The following is a 15,300-nucleotide window of genomic DNA, read 5'->3' on the forward strand; positions in this document are numbered from 1 at the left end:
CTTCGACACTGATTTCAGCGCCAATGAAAGTAAGTGAGATCCGGAAACGATTACCGATCTCTGCTTGCGCCGACGCAAAAAAAAACGGCTTGGATCCTAAGCGACCAAGCCGTATGTCTGCATATCTGCAATGTCATTTTTCAACCGCGAGAGACCGGGGTCATTAATGGTGCTCGCCTTACACATCACGCCATTGATGACCGCCGATCAGCCTACGAAGAAGCCTTTGCTCAAAACTTGTGGCGGATACCGACGATCACGATTTCCTGGTGGTCTGAGCCGCTTACTGAGTAGGCGCTGCCGCCGTACGAACCGATCGAAGCTTGTGCACTGGAAGTCGTCACGCCGTCTGCGTTCTTCTGCGTGCCGCTTGCCTTCTGATACGCGCCGACAGCGTACACGTCCGTGCGCTTCGACAGCGAGTAGTCGGCACCCAAGCTGACCTGGTTGTAGTGAGCTCCCGTGTCGCCGCTTGCCTTTGTGTACGTGTAGCCAAGGCCCAGCAGCGTCGCCGGCGTCAACTGGTAGTTCACGAACGCGTTGCCGGTGCTGTACTTCTCCTGCGACGCGAACGTCGAGCTGCCGTCGCTCTTGTACTGCGCGAAGCTGTACGAAGCTCCGAACGTCATCGGGCCAAATGCGTACTGGCCGGCAGCGCGTGCGATACCGATCGAGTGCGCCGTCTGGTAGCCGATGTTGACCGTGCTGTTGAACAGCGAGTCCGACGACGGGCTGTTCCAGCCGGTCGCGCGGTTAGCCGTCGGGTTGTTCACGTAAAGGTAGCTGGCCGCGAGAGCCAACGGGCCGTTGTTGTAGGTTGCTGCACCCGACCACGTCTGGCCTTGGCCGGTTGCGCCTGCGGTGTTGCTGAAGCCGTACAAGCCTTCGAACTGGAAGCCAGCGTAGTTCGGCGAAACGTACTTCACGGCGTTCGACGTGCGCAGGCTGTTGTCGTAGTTGTCGACGTCGCCCGGCGTTGCCATGATGCTGCCGAAGTAGTTGTCACCGGTGATGCCTTGCACCATGTCGACTGACGGATCGTACTGACGACCCAACGTGACCGTGCCCCACGAGTCACCCGTCAAACCGACGAACGCCTGACGGCCGAATTCGCGACCACCTTGGTTCAGCTGGCCCGTGCCCACGTCAAACCCGTTTTCCAACTGGAAAATCGCCTTCAGGCCGCCGCCCAGGTCTTCCTGACCCTTCAAGCCCCAACGGCTGCCCGACAAGTTGCCGTTGATCATGCCGTACAGATGGTTACCATTGGCGTTAGCGTTGCTGACGTAACCCAAACCTGCGTCGATCACGCCGTACAGGGTCACGCTGGATTGTGCTTGTGCTGCACCAGCGGCGCCGAGGAGAGCCAACGAGGCCGCAAGGGTTTTCTTTTTCATGAAAGCTCCGAAAGTAGGATAGGTTTCTGTCCGTCGCGAACCGAAGAATACCGCAGGGCGGGGCTCAAACATTAAAGGTTGCATTTTTGCAACACATCAATCGGCAGCGGTGGCCGCTGCAGAGCATGCGTAAGTTGCTTTTATTAATTGAGATTCGGAAGGAAACGGTCTCAACCTTAAACTAGACGCACAGAGGCGAGCGCTTTCAGATTCTCGATTCTGTTTTTAAATGTTTATCACATCTCCTCCGTCCCGGATGGCGCTTATCAAACGGCGAAGGGTTCACAAGATTCGTGAACGAGTGATCGGAGCCACCTGTTAGCGGGATCCTCGTGCTGAGTGCGATGCCAGTGTTGCTTTATTAGAAACGATGGCAAGGGATAGGGCGGCGTCATTTGGCGCAAATCTTCAACGCGGGCGAATATATCCGCAATGGGCTCGGCCACCGTGACAATGAGGTCGGTTGACGCAATCACCATTGGAATGCTGAGCGATCGCGGCGTGCGAAAGACCGCATGCGGACGGATTCCGTTGTCGTGCAGATACTTTTCTGCAAGTTCAAGGGACCACGAATCCGACCCAACGATAGCGTGGGAAGCCGCGCAGAACTGCTGTTCTGTCATTTTGCGGCTGGCAATAGGGTGCCCGGCTCGCGCCAAGCAGACGAACCCGCGTCGGGTCAGCGTCTGTTCGAAAAGATCTGTGTCAATCAGGTCCGGGAAAAATCCAATCGCTAAATCTGCCCTGCCGCGTTCGAGCAACCCCATCAGATCTCCTTGCGAAGCAGCGACAGTTTCAATATCGACGTGGGGTGCCTCTTTGATCACCTGGGTGAGGAGTCTTGGCAAAACAGCCAATTCGCCGACTTCCGACGTCGCAATGGTGAAAATTCTTTGGGCATCCCCTGGGTGAAACTGCGGAGCAGTAAGAATTAAGTCTCGAACCTCAGTTAGCACCGATCGCACGACTGGCGCCAATTGCTCAGCGCGGGGCGATGGCTGCATGCCCGTTCGCACCTTAAAAAATAACTGGTCGCCGATTCGCTCTCGAAGACGCTTGAGCGCATGCGACATTGCTGGCTGGCTCAATCCAAGCTCCTCGGCGGCCCGACTCAAGTGACGCTGACGCCACATCGCGTCGAAAACGCGGAGCAGGTTCAAGTCAAAATCTTTAATTTCTTCCATTGTTGGCTGGTCGCCTTCTTAGTTAGACAGTTGGCCCCAAAAAAGGAGCACTGTATCAACCTTCCGTGGGCCAATCCATGGGTCTGAAATGTTCTTTCTGCACGACTCCTGTCACAACGCTCCACAGGCCCGCGTATGAATCTTCCCCTCCGGTTTCTGAAGATGCCGTAATTCTTCGTATAAAAGCTCCGAGGGATCAAACAATGAAAACCGAGCGATAGCTCACCGCACTTCGTCCTCTATACCTCTGGTCGCTTTTCCGAGCGCCGCCGCTCGCTACGCTATTCCTCTGAGCTTCCCCTGTAACGGGTTTACTTAACCTACTACATTGGCCGTACCCCTATAGGCCCTCCGGAACGATCGAGGCCTTCCTTTGCGCGGCTGGAATGCCCCGCCCCCTACGGCGCTCCAGTACCGATTTGGGGCCCTACGAGCGCTGTAAGGCCTCGGTCGACGTAAGGGGTCACCTTTGTGCCTCGATGGGAGTACGTAAAGATGGCTATATGTACACATAAAGGTCATATATCAGGTCAGGTTGAGGTTTCATGAGTTTCCAGCGGCGTCCTCTTTCTGCTCAGGCTCAACAACAATAACTGGTCGAGGGTTTAGCGGGATTTTGGAAAAGGGTCCCCCGTGGGGGCAGAGGGGGTCTTTTGGATAGCTGCTCGGAAAACCTGAGCTCTTCGGTTTCTGTCTCCAGTTCCCCTCTGCCTGCATCGCCATCCTCGCGCCGCTAGTTCCTATCGTGAATCCTCGGAAAGTGTTCAAGGTATTGGCCCCTTCGCATTGGTCCCTGTCCCCTGTCTGTGGATAGCTCACAAGGTATACCCAGAGCACCCGGCAGAAAGACAGCGAAGTGACTAGCTCAAAAGGTTGACTGTATTTTGAGCCACAGTTAGTATTGAGCCATCGACCTTCTGAACCACATAGAGACCAACATGAAGACTGTCTACTACGGACGTATCTCGACTACCGAAGGGCAGACCAGCGCGAGCCAATACGATGATGCGAAGAAGCAAGGCGTGGATAAGCGGCACGTCCACGTCGATGAAGGTGTGTCTGGCTACCACGTTGCGCCCTCGGATCGACTAGAGTGGAAGCGGGTGCTGGACAAGCTCTCCGATGGTGGTGTCCTATATGTTCGCTGGTTGGACCGGATCAGCCGCCGTTACGACGAGCTCTACGCGACCATGAAGCAGCTGATGGATATGGGCGTGAAGGTGGTCTGCACGATGAACGGCACTGTGATTGATGGCACCGCTACAGACCCCATTCAGAAGGCCACGAGAGACGCGCTGTTGGCTTTCATCGCAGCTCAGGGTGAAGCCGACTACATGAACCGCAGAGAGCTGCAGAAGCGCGGTATCGAGACGGCAAAAGCACTGGGGAAACACCTCGGCCGTGCCAAGGCTGCGGATGCTTCAGAGGTCCGAGCTTGGCGAGCTGATAACGGAGCCAGCATTGCAGCCACGGCGCAGCACTTTAGGGTCTCTGTTGCCACGGTCAAACGGTACTGCGCGGAGCATGCAGCGTAAGTCATTGATCTATATGAGAAACTTTAAGCCGCTGCTGGGGAGACACCTTTTCATGAAGCAAGTGAACCTCCGGCCCTTCCCTGAGGGCTCCCCGTGAGGTTTGGAGACCCGTGGTGAAGACGCCACATAGCATTGAAAATACAAAACTAGGCCTAGCCTAGAACAATTCCGCCTATCGATTGTCCGCCAAGGCTGAAGGCTCCGAAAGCCTTGTAGGGTAAGCCTAGAACCAATCCGCAACCCCTCAAACATGGTCCCGAAACATGGCCCTTGCGGGGCAACTCTTGATAGACTCGCTTGCAATGTTCAGCCCAATGGACGATCGAAACGCGGGGTGTAGACCGCTCGGAAAGTAGGTGGGCAGGAACGTTTGCGAAATTCACGCCAAGCTACCGAGCAGCTTCGTCTGAAGCAGCCCCTCCCTGAATACAGTAGATGCCAAAATGAATCTGTTCACGCCATGCATTAGGACTCCTTCTGTCATTGAATCACCCAAAGTGCAACCCATAAGAATGCACGGGGAAGCTGAATGATGAGCGCGAAATTGAGCAAGCGAGCGAAGGCTAGAAGAGCCAAGACGCGAGGTTCCAAGACGTTTATCGCCTATTGCGGGAAGTGTGGGACCGATCGAAAGCACTACGTCAGCAGCGCCCTATGCGTGACCTGTGAAAGGCAGCGAGACCAGAGACGAACTAAGGAACGCCGCCAAGACCCTGAGGCACGGATGAAACGCAGCGACGCCACGCGGCAGCGGTATCACGAAGACCTAGGGAAGAGCAGGGAGTATTTCGCAGCAGCGGAATGGCGGAAGGCGACCAAAGGCCAGATGCACGCTTGGTATCCGTTTGAACAGGAAGCGATGCAAGCGGTCTATGCCGGTCTGATCGAAGCGAAGAGAGACAACGAACCGGACGAGAAGCTCAAGAAGTTCAGGCAACAAGGTGACCACCTAATTTCGAAAGTTGCCAAGGCCCCAATAGAGATCGACGGCAAGGTAGAGGTGCGGGTAGTTGTAAATGGGTTGCATACCTTCGCCAATCTCGCACCTTTGCCAGCGGTGTTGAACCAGTCGAAAGGAAGCGCCTTCAATCCCGATCCGTGCCGGTATCAGAGGTCCGCTAATCGACACCCTGGCGGAGCTTGGGACCCTGAGCTGACCCCTGATGAACGGGAGCATATTCGGGAGCTATGGACCGTGGAAGGCGTGCCCATCGAAGAGAGCCTGAAGACCCACAGAGACCTTCTAGACCGTGATGCACGGGCCTATGAGGAACACCTCAGGAAGACCTACGGCATGGAAATTTTTGTTGATCCTGCTTGGTTTGAATGTCTTGTTTCACCTGAGTGGAAAGCTCTGGAATGCCCTAGATACAAGGGTTTCGAAGGCGAACCCGACGAGGAGACCTTACAAACTTTTATGACCATGTTGCAAAAGCAATCCGAAAAATAGACCGACCAAAGACAATGGTTTAGGGCTTACTGTACGTTCCCGGCCCCCTTGCGACTTAAGCCCACTCTTAATCTTGACCTAGATATTACACCTTCATCGATGACCATATTCACCTTATACAGTTTTCTATCAGCTGTAGTCGATCCTTGGTATATCCATCAATGGTCTTCACCTTCTAGACACGCTTAACGGGGCTACTGTATTACCTATCCAACAATGACCTCACTTAATAGATAATCACCTATAGATCAATCTATTATGTATATCCGGTAATAGTTTTCCTTATAGTAGCCCTCTTACTGAGCCCATGAAAACCATGGATACCTAGGGTCTCCAAATACGTGGAATCCACGGGAAAAGTGGGGCGAACGGATTCAGGCATCCACAACGCCACCAAAGTAACCTAAACATCATGTCAAGCAACAAATTCAAGACTGCCCAATCGGTCTGTAGCGAAGCGATAAAGGCCGCTGAAAGACTTATCGAAGCAGAAGCGAAGCGAGGCGTCAACCTAGTGGCCAAGGTGTCGGTCGTCCCTGCAAGCAATTTCCCCGACTGGCCGACCAAGCTTGCTGAAGCGCTATGCGAAAACCCAACACTTGCAGGGCAGTCTAACCACGCAATGGTGTCTGCGATTGAGGCCCGTAGTGGCAGGACCGGGTTCAACGCAAAGCTTATTTCGAAGGACCCGACCAAGGGTCAACTTGCTTTCGTGTCTGGCATTCTTCGTCAGTACGGTTATTCCACGGCGACACTCAAGAAAGGGACCGATATTAAGCGGATTGTCAGGGAGCAGATCCGCGACGACATTCCAGCAGCGAACCAGGCTACGGTCTTCTACGCCGATGGGGTCGCAATCGATGGTAAGACCTATAAGTACCGTCAGCGAAACACGGAGCCCAGAGGGCTGCCATGGTATGACCTCTGCATCCGAATAGCTGGGATCGAGGTTCCCCTTGGAATCGTATTGAAGCTGCGCGGCGTTGGCGTTAACGAGTTTCAGACGAAGGACGAAGCTGCACAGCGATTTGCACGCTCAGAACAGACGGTGCGCAGGCGCGAACTGGACAGGGAGCCGCAGGTTGCCCGCAGTGTGTCCGAACTTGCCAAGGCCGTCAGAGAGAGCCAGCGAAAAGCAGTAGTGCCGGGTGAGTACACCGGTAGCCAACTTGGCGAGCTTATTCGAACATGGTTCTACAACATTACGGTGGAGCAAGGACGATACGTATGCCTCGGGGACCTGTTGAGATCCATGGAAGACACTCCTGAGATTGTGGAAGCTTTGGAAGCGTTCGTCCGCGAGCCTTATAGCGATGCTGCCAACGATAAAGAGGCAGAAGCTGCCTGACTGGCTAATCGCCCGAACGGTTTGCTTGGGGAAAAGGGGAGAACCATCAGCACGGTCGGCCTCTGAGAGCAATTCCCACCAAGCTATCCCTCTGCGGAGGTCATCGGTGAGCAGAAACTCTGGTTCCATAGCGCCTACCCCTTTTCTAAATGATGGGTGTAGGTGTCTCTCAGGCTCTACACGATTTCCGGCCCACCAAGGTGCAGAGGGATAGCTGCCTATTGTGTCAGACTGACGTTGCACAAGGCTTAGGAAAGACTTAGGGAAACCGAAAGTGACGCACCGGAAGTTTTGCACTCGGGGCAGTAGCAGCGTCAGCGTACCGCCTCCGCAGCCTTCCTCAACCACCTCTCCAAGACGCCAAGAGGAGAACCAGAGCCGTACTTTGCAACATGGCCTGCTTGTGCCCACCCCTGTATTTCGCAGACGATGTTTTCCGGACACTCCACGGCCCTCAGCAGGTCTCGCATACCGTGGCGCATACCATGTGTCGTCGCTGTGATTCCGTAGGTTCTGAGGCGAATACCGAGGGCTGCGCTTGCTGCATTGGCCCTGCACCCCTTGTCGTCTGTGTATCGACCAAACAGATAATCACCAGTGGCGAGACGCAATGCCCGCTGGAGAGCCTGTAGGGCCGCGGGGGTCAAGGGGACCTTGCGGGTACTCGCGGGGGTCTTCAGATCGCGAGTTTCATAGGGGCGGATATCGATGTAGGGGACCTGTGCCGAAGGGTGGCAGTCTTCCTTCCTGAGGCCCGCTATTTCTGCTAGACGGGCGCCTGTGCTGGCAATGAGAGTAAGCATCGTCCCCAGATCGTCTGTCTGTTCGATGTCACCTACTCCCTTCTCGAGAGCCCTGTATTGAGCGACGGTGAAGGCTTCGCGCCTTTGTTCGCCCTTGGCGTCCTTGGAATATTCGATGGCCCCTGCCCAGACGTTCTTAATTGGTAGCTCATGCTCCCGGATGGACCGAGCAAAAGCGGCGCGAAGGGTCGTCACATATCTCTGGATGGTAGTGACGCTGATTGGCTTGCCATTGGTTGCGTGCTTTCCGTCCTCCAAGTGTTTGACAAATGCCCGGACGTCCGACCGCGGATACTGAGACAGATCCTTATCGCCACAGAGTCCGATGAGGTACTGAAAGGGCAAGGTAGCGGACTTGAGAGCCTGAGCCGTATCTGCCCGAGCGACAGCGTACTCCCGTAGGCAGTCGGAGGCGCGATGCCTGAGTTTCCCTCGCTGGATATCAAAGGCTGTTCGCTGGACCGGAGGGAGAAAACCACCAACTGTCTCCGGGGTGATGTTGGAATCTGTGTGGGCTTCTTCCGGTAGGTGGCTGTCTAGGTGATCATGGAAGGCCCATAGAGCACCCTCAGGGGTCTCCCCTAGCCTGTCGGGATTGATCCCGTACTCGGTCAGTAGCAGCCGTGCCTGTGCATCAATAACTTCATTGGTGGACGAGGACCGGAGTGCCTTCCAACGCTTGTCCTGTTCGCGAACCAACTGGTTAATGAGCCTAGCGGCTACCTTCGGGTCTGCGGTGCCTAGACTTTGCTGGATCCATTGATAACCAAGGACTCCTTGGAGGTCCCGAGGAACGCGGCGCTTGAACCAGAGCATCCCGCCATTGCGGTAGCGCTGCCATAAGTATTTGACGGTCACGGTTAAAACTGGTGAGAGACTGAGGCGCATTGTGGTCTGTCCTGTGGTACGAAATGTGGTACGACACAGGGACCTTTGAAACCTTGAAAGCCTTATTGGAAGCGGCTTTGACCGTATTATAGGTCATTACGATGGTCTCCCCGGCAGGAATCGAACCTGCATCTAGCGCTTAGGAGGCACTCGTTCTATCCATTGAACTACGGGGAGTTGGCCGGCCGGACGGTGATGTCGTCGCGTGGCCTTTCCGGCTTCCATGCCTCTTCCTATTGAGGCGCCGGTGCTGGCTGCATGGGGCGTTGCCAGCGATCGCAGAGTATAGCAAAGACGATCGCGCGCGTTCTCCTGTACGCCCCGAAAGCGCAAACCTATAGGCACTAAGGGAAATTACTTATCCAGCAAGCCCCGGCGATGCCGTCAGTCAATGATGGACCACCCCGATACCAAGCCTCAAGGCGCGTTTTCGGCGCTGTTGGCAGACCAGGATCTGGCGCACCTCGAACTGGTGTTGCGGCGCTCGCTCGAATGCGATTTCGGTGGTCCGATTCTGCTGCCGTCGTACTGGCGGGAGAGGCTTGCGGTCATCACGCGGGCATCGCATCTGTCGCGCACGCAGATTCAGACGGTTCATCGGCTGTATCTCCAACTCGATGCTTTCGAAACCGCCTGCCGGAAGCGGGACGATGAACGCGTCCAGGCGAACGAGCCGCACGCCTCCGATGCGATTCCGCCTGGCGTCACGGTTCGCGCGAAAAAGCGCGCGCGCAGCGCCTGATCGCACGATTGCCCAAAGCAAACGCCAGAACAAAGGCCGTTCCAGCACCAGCCGGAACGGCCTTCGATCAATGACGATGCAGCTCAATGCCTATGCCGCATCCACCAGTCGCGCAGATGATGATGCGAGTGGTGAGTGGTCGCATGCCGCATCAGCATCCGCTGCCGATGTTCCTCGCGCCAGTCGTGAGCGAGCAGCACGATCGCGATGGCCGCCAGTCCGGCGAGACCGACCAGGATGTTGCTGAGATCGTGCATGGCGCCCTCCCGTTGCGGTTGCGGCCCTGTCTCAATGATAGGTCACCGCGATGGGAAACTCATGCGCGAATGCCCGCGCTACCGCTCAACCGTGACGCGCTTTTTGCATTTGCGTGCGCCTCAAGCCAACCGCGCCCCTGCAAATACACAACTGTGTCATCCGCGCCGCGCCTTCTGCATCTGCGCATGCGCCGCGAGCCTGACCGCCGCATTCGCCGCCCCGTATCCATCGTATCCGCCGCGCCGCTCAATCACCTCCAGAAAGAACCGCTGATCGAGCTGCTCCGTGTACGCATGGAAGAATTCCCCGCCGCGCTCGTCGCGGTCGTAGAGAATGCTGTGCTCGCGCATCGCGTCGATCTGCGCGTCGGGCAATGCATGGCGCGCCGCCAGATCGTCATAGTAATTGCGCGGGATGCGCAGAAACTTGACGCCGTTCGCAGCAAGATGCGGGATCGCGTCGAAAATGTCCGGCGTGCTGAACGCAACGTGATTCAATCCCGACCCGCGATATGTCGCGAGCGATTCCACCACCGCCGTGTAACGATCGATCGACGCGTTCAACGCGATCCGGACCGACCCGTCGCGGCTTCGCACCGCGCGGCTGCGCACGAGACCGTATGGATCGGGCACGAGTACACTCGGCTCCGCCTCGAATCCGAACGCGGTGCGGAAGAACAGCACCCACGTATCGAGCGCATCGGCGGGCAGCGAGAGACACACATGATCGATGCGTTCCAGCGGCCCGCTTTCGCGCGGCGCGCCAGCGTCGTCGAGCACGAAGTCCGATTCCCAGAGCGTGGGCGCGCCGGGCGCTTCGTCGACGAAAAGCCCAAGACTGCCATCGGGCGCGCGCACGCCGGGCAACACGCGCTCGTTCGGGCCGATCCGCCCGGAGAACGGCGTGTAACCATAGGCTGCGGCGCGCTCGAAGGCGCGCTTCGCATCGTCGACGCGAAACGCCGACGCGCACAGCGACAACCCGTGCTGCTGGAAAAACTCGCTGGCGAAGGAATCGGTTTCAGCGTTCAGCACGATCGATCCCGATCCGTGCCGATACAGCGTGACATCTTTCGATCGATGCCGCCCCGCGAGCCAAAAGCCGAGCTTGCCGAGCCAGCCGGCGACTTCGGCGCGCGTGGCGTCGTCGACGGCGAATTCGAGGAACTGGAAGCCGATGTGCGCGGGCGGCTCGGGCGGCGCGAACAGAATGCCGGGCGCCTTCTGGCCGAGTACCGAGCGCGCTTCTTCTTCGAGAAAACGCAGCGACCGGTGGCCGTCAGCAGCGGTGACGGCGGTCGGCGCGGCGCGAAAGCCGTCGTTGAAGATTTCGAGCGACAGCGGCCCCGTGTAGCCTGCTTCAAGCACGCGCGCGGTGAACGAGGCGACGTCGAGCGCGCCCTGCCCCGGAAAGCAGCGGTAATGACGGCTCCATTCCAGCACGTCCATCGCGAGCACGGGCGCGTCGGCGATCTGCACGAACGCGATGCGTTCGCCCGGAATCGATGCGATTTCGTCGATGGAATCGCCGATCGAGAGCGTGTGGAAGCTGTCTAGCACGAGGCCGAGGTTCGGGTGATTCACGCCATCGACGAGCCGCCACGCGTGCTTGTACGACTTGACGTGCCGCCCCCACGCCAGCGCCTCGTAGCCGACGATCACGCCCGCTTCCGCCGCCGCGCGCGCGAGGACGCCGAGCTGGTCGGTGATGAGGGCGTCGTCGGCGATCGTGTCCGGCGACACGTTGCTGCACGCAAGCATGCGATCCGTGCCGAGTTCATGCATCACGTCGAACTTGCGTTTCACACGCTCGACGTTGCGCGCGAGCCGCTCGGGCGAGACGCCCTCGAAGTCGCGAAACGGCTGGAACAGGTAGATCGCGAGGCCGAGGTCTTCGGCCATGCGGCGCACGTCGGCGGGCGTGCCGTCGAAATAGAGCAGATCGTTCTCGAAGATCTCGACGCCGTCGAAACCCGCCGCGCGGATCGCGTTCAGCTTCTCGACGAGCGTGCCGCTGATCGATACCGTCGCGATGGATGTTCGAATGGAACGCAAGGCCGCCTCCTGGTCGTGCTGTCGCCGATGAGCGGTCATGGTATCGCAAACTAACCAGACAGTACAAATTTTAAAGGCACAAAAAAAACCGTTCCGGGAGATGTGGAACGGCTTCCTTGAACGACTTAGCTCTCGCGCCGCATGAACCTTAGCACCGCATCGACGATCATCTCGCGATGCCGCGCACGCGAGCGCGGCCCCGAGGGATCGCGTCCGAACGCCGCGCCCCACGTGTGCCGGTTCGCGACGCGGTGAAAGCAGAACGAGCTGATCATCAGATGCAGATCGATCGGATCGACGTCGTCTCGGAACCGGCCCGCCGCCACGCCGCGCGCGATCAAATCCTCGATCGTGCGCACGACGCTCGAATTGCGGTTCTTGAAGGTTTTCGACTGCTCGATATATTTCGCCGCGTGCACGTTCTCGATCGTGACGAGCCGCACGAAATCGCGATGTTTGTCGTGATAGTCGAACGCGAATTCGACGAACTGACGCAACGCCGCCTGCGGTTCCAGTTCCGCGAGCTGCAGTTCCTGTTCGAGCGCGCGGATATCGCCGTAGACCTGTTCGAGCACCGCCTCGTACAGCCCTTCCTTGCTGCCGAAGTAGTAATACAGCATGCGCTTCGTGGTATTCGTGCGCTCCGCGATGGCATCGACGCGCGCGCCCGCCAGCCCCATCGCCGAGAACTCCTGCGTGGCGATGTCGAGGATGTTGCGCTTGGTCTCCTCCGGATCGTACTTGCGCCGTGTCTCCGGCGAAGGCGCAGCACTCGCGGGCGTTGCGGCCTTGCTTCCTTTTTTCATTTTTCTGCGTGGTGTCTCGGCTGGGAGCGGCAATCGGAAATCGATTCTAGCACGGTGAAATGCGCCATCCGGCCGTCGGTCCGGGCATCGCGGGAATAGTCCTTCGCCTATAATTCGCGCGGCAACCCACAAGGAATCGCATGACCTTCAAGACAGTTCTGACCGGCGCCATCGTTGCGTTCCTGACCGTCGCGCCGCTCGCCGCGAATGCGCAAATGGCGCAGCAATCACCCTCGCCCGAAAGCCTCGCGATGGAAGGCGTGCGCACGAGCGGCAACATCGCGCGCGGAGCGGCCGACGTGTGCCACATCGATCGCGCGAAAGTCGATCGTTTCAAGGCAGCGGCTAAGCAGAACTTCCCGGCGGCACCCGACTTCGAAGGCGCCTGGAATCTGGGCTACACGGAAGCGCAATCAACCGTCGACCGGTTCGCGAAACTCAAGTCGAGCAATCCCGCCGAGTATGCGAAGCAGATCCACGAGGCGTGCCCGGCGCTCGATCACGGTATCGACGAAGTCACCAACGGCGGGAAGTAGCCAATAGTCAGTCCGCGCGCCGGTCGTTCTCCGCGTTGCTGTAGTGCGCGCGCTTTTCCGCGTACATGACAGCGTCGGCGCGTTGCAGCATCGCTTCCAGCCGCTCGCCGTCCTGCGCCGTCGCCGCGCCCATCGCGAAACTGAGCGGCATGCCCGAATAGAACTGGTTGTTCACTTCCACCAGTTGCCGGATGCTCTCCATCACCTGCTCGCCGCCGCGCTCGTCGGTGCCGGGCAGCAGCACGACGAATTCGTCCCCGCCGATCCGCGCCGCCTGGAACGGCTTCTCCAGCGCCTTGCCGAGCACCTCGCCCGCGCGGCGCAGGAGCGCGTCGCCAGCGGCGTGGCCCAACTGGTCGTTCACGCCCTTCAGGCCGTTCACGTCGACGGCGATCGCCGTCACCGGGAACGGGCCCTTGCGCTCCAGCCGGTTGATTTCATCGACATAGAACGAGCGGTTCTTCAGCTTTGTCAGCACGTCGTGCTTGCCGAGGAATTCGAGATACGCCTCGGCCTTTTTACGCGCCGTGATGTCGGTGAGCGCGACGAGCACGAGGTCCCAGTCGCGCTCGTGTCCCGGAAACACCGAGAATTGCAGGTGCACATTCAGTTCCGCGCCTTCGAGCGAATAGTTGATCACCTCGCGCTGATGAAAAAGCCTGTGCTCCCACAAGTCGATCAACTGCTCCTGGAAGTGCTGCTGCATATCGTCGCGGAAAATGTCGGCGAGACGCGCGAGGAGCGTTGATTTGGTCGGAGCGGCGAACATCTTCAGCGTGTGCTGGTTGACATCGAGCACATGGATTTCCTGCATGCAGCGCTCGACGAATTCCGGATGCACGTTCGTGAACGTGCGGAAATCGACGATGCCCTGCTCGCGCACCTCGTCGAGCAACTGCTTCACCGAACTGAAATCCTCCACCCACAGCGACACCGGCGAATGCTCGAAGAGCCCGCGCGCGTAGAGTTCGCTGTGCGCGGCCTTGCGGCGCACGTCTTCCAGCTCGGTGATGTCCTCGATCGTCACCAGCACGCGATCCCAGCGCGCCTCGTGGCCCGGCAGGATCACGGCCTTCAGCAGCACGTCGAGACGCCGGCCGTCGAGCGTGTAGTTCACCGTCTGGCTCACGAACTGGGGCTTGCCGGACCATAGCTGATCGAGTTCGTCGACGTGCGTCTGCAACATGTCGTCGCGAAACACGCTCGCGAGGTTCAGCACGAGATGATCGACGTCCTTCGCGGCGAAGAGCGTGAGCGTGCGGCGGTTCACCTTGAGCGCACGAATCCGCGACGAGCACGCGCTGATGCGCGCCGGGTCCTCGGCGAGATGCGCGCGCAGGTCGGTGACGCCTTCTGCACGCCAGCTTTCGAAAAGCTCGCGCACCGCGCTGAAATCCTCCAGCCAGAGCGAGACGGGCGCGAGGTCGAACATGTCGGCGTCGTCGGTAGGGGCGGTTGCGGCCGCGGCGCTCAGTGGCCGGGACGCGGCGTGGGCCACGCGCCGCTCGTCGTTAAGCATCATCGTCCTTTCGGCTCGCGCCGGTTTCAGATTTGTCTCATTATTGTAGCGCTTCATATTTCACACCCGCAGCAGCGGGCGTGCGGCGCCAGGCGGCACTCCGTGGGTCATCTCGAAATCGGGGCCGATGCTAAACTCAAAACGGCCCGGCGCCGCATCGCCCGGCAGCATAAGGAACCGGCGGGCATGTTTGCTGCAGCGACGCAGCCTGTTCGGCGAACTCCAAGCGCCGCGATCCCAACCCGAAGAAAGGAGGCACGAATCTCATGGCTGATTTCCGCATCTGGTCCGACGAATTTCCCGCCAACGGCTTTCTGACGAAGGCGCAGGAGTTCGATCAGCAAGCCTTCGGCGGAGCGGGCGAGAACATTTCGCCCGCCTTGCAGTGGGACGACCCGCCCGCCGAAACGCAGAGCTTCGCGCTCACCGTCTACGATCCTGACGCGCCCACCGGCAGCGGCTTCTGGCACTGGGTCGTGGTCAACATTCCGCCCGACGTCCGGTCGCTGCCGCGCAACGCCGGCAAGGCGGACGGCAGCCTCCTGCCCACCGGCGCGCTGCAGTTGCGCAACGACTACGGCACGGTGGGATTCGGCGGCGCGGCGCCTCCGCGCGGCGACAAGACGCATCGCTACATCTTCCGCATCCACGCGCTGCAGGCGGGCAGGCTCGAACTCGATGCCAACGCGACCAACGCCGTCGCGCGCTTCATGACGCATCTGAACGAAATCGATTCGGCGACTTACACGGGCCTCTACGAGCTGAAGTGACGGCGGCGGT

Annotated in this window: 13 protein-coding genes and 1 tRNA gene; 6 read left to right on the forward strand and 8 right to left on the reverse strand. The window is 58.8% G+C overall.

All coding sequences use genetic code 11. The features are described 5' to 3' along the window. Nucleotides 1-230 precede the first annotated feature (230 nt). On the reverse strand, nt 231-1,397 hold the full coding sequence (locus AWB65_RS16670) for a porin (RefSeq protein WP_087668215.1): 1,167 nt from the start codon (nt 1,395-1,397) through the stop codon (nt 231-233). Between the two features lie 266 nt (nt 1,398-1,663). Then, complete coding sequence (locus AWB65_RS16675) at nt 1,664-2,581, reverse strand: LysR family transcriptional regulator (protein ID WP_087668216.1); 918 nt, start codon at nt 2,579-2,581, stop codon at nt 1,664-1,666. A 938-nt stretch (nt 2,582-3,519) separates the two neighbouring features. On the opposite strand from AWB65_RS16675, the gene AWB65_RS16680 reads away from it, so the two are divergent. The 3 genes from AWB65_RS16680 (at nt 3,520) to AWB65_RS16690 (ending at nt 6,914) form a co-directional block, all read left to right on the forward strand. After that, a complete protein-coding gene (locus AWB65_RS16680) occupies nt 3,520-4,116 on the forward strand; it encodes a recombinase family protein (RefSeq protein WP_087668217.1) in 597 nt (198 codons plus the stop codon). Between the two features lie 724 nt (nt 4,117-4,840). Then, entirely contained in the window at nt 4,841-5,566 is a 726-nt protein-coding gene (locus AWB65_RS16685) for a hypothetical protein (RefSeq protein WP_087668218.1), read from the forward strand. A 412-nt stretch (nt 5,567-5,978) separates the two neighbouring features. After that, nucleotides 5,979-6,914 (forward strand): hypothetical protein, encoded by a 936-nt coding sequence (locus AWB65_RS16690; RefSeq protein WP_087668219.1) that lies wholly within the window; start codon nt 5,979-5,981, stop codon nt 6,912-6,914. A 314-nt stretch (nt 6,915-7,228) separates the two neighbouring features. Here the strand turns inward: AWB65_RS16690 and AWB65_RS16695 are convergent, their stop codons facing one another. Then, complete coding sequence (locus tag AWB65_RS16695) at nt 7,229-8,605, reverse strand: DUF6538 domain-containing protein (protein WP_087668220.1); 1,377 nt, start codon at nt 8,603-8,605, stop codon at nt 7,229-7,231. A gap of 102 nt (nt 8,606-8,707) precedes the next feature. Then, nucleotides 8,708-8,782 (reverse strand) — tRNA-Arg (locus AWB65_RS16700). 214 nt (nt 8,783-8,996) lie between these two features. Here AWB65_RS16700 and AWB65_RS16705 point away from each other — a divergent pair. Then, nucleotides 8,997-9,347 carry a hypothetical protein gene (locus AWB65_RS16705; RefSeq protein ID WP_235007650.1) on the forward strand — a complete coding sequence of 117 codons (351 nt, stop codon included), beginning with the start codon at nt 8,997-8,999 and terminating at the stop codon, nt 9,345-9,347. A gap of 83 nt (nt 9,348-9,430) precedes the next feature. Here AWB65_RS16705 and AWB65_RS36350 read toward each other — a convergent pair whose 3' ends face one another. The 3 genes from AWB65_RS36350 to AWB65_RS16715 form a co-directional block, all read right to left on the reverse strand. After that, nucleotides 9,431-9,604: a hypothetical protein gene (locus AWB65_RS36350; RefSeq protein WP_159907658.1), complete on the reverse strand. Its 174-nt coding sequence runs from the start codon at nt 9,602-9,604 to the stop codon at nt 9,431-9,433. 156 nt (nt 9,605-9,760) lie between these two features. Next, nucleotides 9,761-11,650: a bifunctional sugar phosphate isomerase/epimerase/4-hydroxyphenylpyruvate dioxygenase family protein gene (locus AWB65_RS16710; RefSeq protein ID WP_087668254.1), complete on the reverse strand. Its 1,890-nt coding sequence runs from the start codon at nt 11,648-11,650 to the stop codon at nt 9,761-9,763. Between the two features lie 134 nt (nt 11,651-11,784). Next, nucleotides 11,785-12,465: a TetR/AcrR family transcriptional regulator gene (locus AWB65_RS16715; RefSeq protein ID WP_087668221.1), complete on the reverse strand. Its 681-nt coding sequence runs from the start codon at nt 12,463-12,465 to the stop codon at nt 11,785-11,787. Nucleotides 12,466-12,605: 140 nt separating this feature from the next. On the opposite strand from AWB65_RS16715, the gene AWB65_RS16720 reads away from it, so the two are divergent. Beyond that, on the forward strand, nt 12,606-13,001 hold the full coding sequence (locus AWB65_RS16720; protein WP_235007651.1) for a hypothetical protein: 396 nt from the start codon (nt 12,606-12,608) through the stop codon (nt 12,999-13,001). Between the two features lie 7 nt (nt 13,002-13,008). Here the strand turns inward: AWB65_RS16720 and AWB65_RS16725 are convergent, their stop codons facing one another. Then, nucleotides 13,009-14,520, reverse strand: a complete 1,512-nt coding sequence (locus tag AWB65_RS16725; RefSeq protein WP_087668256.1) for a sensor domain-containing diguanylate cyclase — start codon at nt 14,518-14,520, stop codon at nt 13,009-13,011. Nucleotides 14,521-14,786: 266 nt separating this feature from the next. Here AWB65_RS16725 and AWB65_RS16730 point away from each other — a divergent pair, with 266 nt between their 5' ends. Beyond that, a complete protein-coding gene (locus tag AWB65_RS16730; protein WP_087668222.1) occupies nt 14,787-15,290 on the forward strand; it encodes a YbhB/YbcL family Raf kinase inhibitor-like protein in 504 nt (167 codons plus the stop codon). Nucleotides 15,291-15,300 lie beyond the last annotated feature (10 nt).

It is taken from the genome of Caballeronia humi (genome assembly GCF_001544475.1).
Lineage (GTDB): Bacteria > Pseudomonadota > Gammaproteobacteria > Burkholderiales > Burkholderiaceae > Caballeronia > Caballeronia humi.

Bases quoted from the DNA above. Each gene is read 5' to 3' on its own strand.
- AWB65_RS16670 (WP_087668215.1), bottom strand. From the start codon at position 1,397: ATGAAAAAGAAAACCCTTGCGGCCTCGTTGGCTCTCCTCGGCGCCGCT.
- AWB65_RS16675 (WP_087668216.1), bottom strand. From the start codon at position 2,581: ATGGAAGAAATTAAAGATTTTGACTTGAACCTGCTCCGCGTTTTCGAC.
- AWB65_RS16680 (WP_087668217.1), top strand. From the start codon at position 3,520: ATGAAGACTGTCTACTACGGACGTATCTCGACTACCGAAGGGCAGACC.
- AWB65_RS16685 (WP_087668218.1), top strand. From the start codon at position 4,841: ATGAAACGCAGCGACGCCACGCGGCAGCGGTATCACGAAGACCTAGGG.
- AWB65_RS16690 (WP_087668219.1), top strand. From the start codon at position 5,979: ATGTCAAGCAACAAATTCAAGACTGCCCAATCGGTCTGTAGCGAAGCG.
- AWB65_RS16695 (WP_087668220.1), bottom strand. From the start codon at position 8,605: ATGCGCCTCAGTCTCTCACCAGTTTTAACCGTGACCGTCAAATACTTA.
- AWB65_RS16705 (WP_235007650.1), top strand. From the start codon at position 8,997: ATGATGGACCACCCCGATACCAAGCCTCAAGGCGCGTTTTCGGCGCTG.
- AWB65_RS36350 (WP_159907658.1), bottom strand. From the start codon at position 9,604: ATGCACGATCTCAGCAACATCCTGGTCGGTCTCGCCGGACTGGCGGCC.
- AWB65_RS16715 (WP_087668221.1), bottom strand. From the start codon at position 12,465: ATGAAAAAAGGAAGCAAGGCCGCAACGCCCGCGAGTGCTGCGCCTTCG.
- AWB65_RS16720 (WP_235007651.1), top strand. From the start codon at position 12,606: ATGACCTTCAAGACAGTTCTGACCGGCGCCATCGTTGCGTTCCTGACC.
- AWB65_RS16725 (WP_087668256.1), bottom strand. From the start codon at position 14,520: ATGCTTAACGACGAGCGGCGCGTGGCCCACGCCGCGTCCCGGCCACTG.
- AWB65_RS16730 (WP_087668222.1), top strand. From the start codon at position 14,787: ATGGCTGATTTCCGCATCTGGTCCGACGAATTTCCCGCCAACGGCTTT.